The sequence below is a fragment of the Type-D symbiont of Plautia stali genome (assembly GCF_001485335.1).
Lineage (GTDB): Bacteria > Pseudomonadota > Gammaproteobacteria > Enterobacterales > Enterobacteriaceae > Pantoea > Pantoea vagans_C.
In genome coordinates, this window is record NZ_BBOC01000197.1 from 1 (window position 1) to 1,135 (window position 1,135).

The following is a 1,135-nucleotide window of genomic DNA, read 5'->3' on the forward strand; positions in this document are numbered from 1 at the left end:
ATCACTGTGCAACAACACGCGGCTCAGGCTACTCAGGTGACTGAACGCCTTTTTCAGCATGCCATCTATCAATGATGCCGTTGCCTTCTGTGAGCCTTCCCAGGCCACGATTTCATCGTTGTACAGGTCCATTATGGCTGACAGGTAATATTTATCCTCTCCCACGCGGAACTCCGTCACGTCTGTTACCCATTTCTCTTCAGGCGCTGAAGCAACGAAGTTTCTTTGTAGCAGGTTAGCCACTGTCGGATTCACGCCTCCCCGGTAGGAACAATATTTCTTCCGCCTTACCGGACACTCCAGCGACAGAGCTTTCATCAGCTTAAGGATAGTTTTACCACTGTGACTGTAGCCACATTGTCTGAGAAGCTCGTTAAGCCGCCGGTAGCCATACAGGCTTCTGTGTTCACTGAACAACCGGAGCATCAGCACCTTAACCTCAGCATATTTATCCGGTATCTGAAGGCGAGCCAGATGATAAAAGAAGGTGCTCCGGGCCAGTTGAGCCGCTTTCAGCAGCACCGGCAGGCGATGTTGCGTACGCAACAGGTTTACCGCCGCTGCTTTTTCAGCGACTCCAGCCGCTTTTTTTCAAGGAGTATCCCCTGCAGCGTCTTCAGATAGTCATTTTCCGCCCGGAGATATTCGAGCTCCTTCAGCAGTTATTCAGGCGTTTTATCATCTGCTTTACGAGGCTTGTCTGGATTAACTGGCATAGATACGCTCCGCTCCGGTTGTGTCGGACAAAAGGCACTGTACCCCTTTAGTCTGAACCGTTTGAGCCAGTTATCAACAGTGGTATGGGAAGCAATACCAAATCGGGCCGCGAGCCTTGCCGATGTCTCAGGATGGTTGATGGCATAGGTGACAACCTCTCGTTTGAACTCCGGTGAATACATCTGAGAGCGGGAGCGGGAACGGGGACGCAGTGCTTCCTCACCGTGGTGAAGATAAAGCTGTATCCAGCGGATAGCATGCGTCCTCGAAACCCCGAAATGTTGTGCTGTCCCGCCCTGACCGGCATGACCGTCGAGAAAGTAACGCACGACCTTTAACTTGAATTGAGTGGAATATTTGGGCTTCATGATTTATCCCCATTATGTCGTTTTACAGTCCAACATTATGGGTTCAGTCC

At 50.9% G+C, this 1,135-nt stretch carries 1 protein-coding gene and 1 pseudogene; both read right to left on the reverse strand.

Translation table 11 applies throughout. From position 1 onward, the window contains the following. A pseudogene (locus PSSD_RS25955) lies at nucleotides 1-564 on the reverse strand (DDE-type integrase/transposase/recombinase); the annotation flags it as partial. Between the two features lie 98 nt (nucleotides 565-662). Further along, a complete protein-coding gene (locus tag PSSD_RS25960; RefSeq protein ID WP_082672372.1) occupies nucleotides 663-1,085 on the reverse strand; it encodes a helix-turn-helix domain-containing protein in 423 nt (140 codons plus the stop codon). Between the last annotated feature and the right edge of the window lie 50 nt (nucleotides 1,086-1,135).

Excerpts from the sequence above, each read along its gene's own strand:
- PSSD_RS25960 (WP_082672372.1), bottom strand. The coding sequence starts at position 1,085 with ATGAAGCCCAAATATTCCACTCAATTCAAGTTAAAGGTCGTGCGTTAC.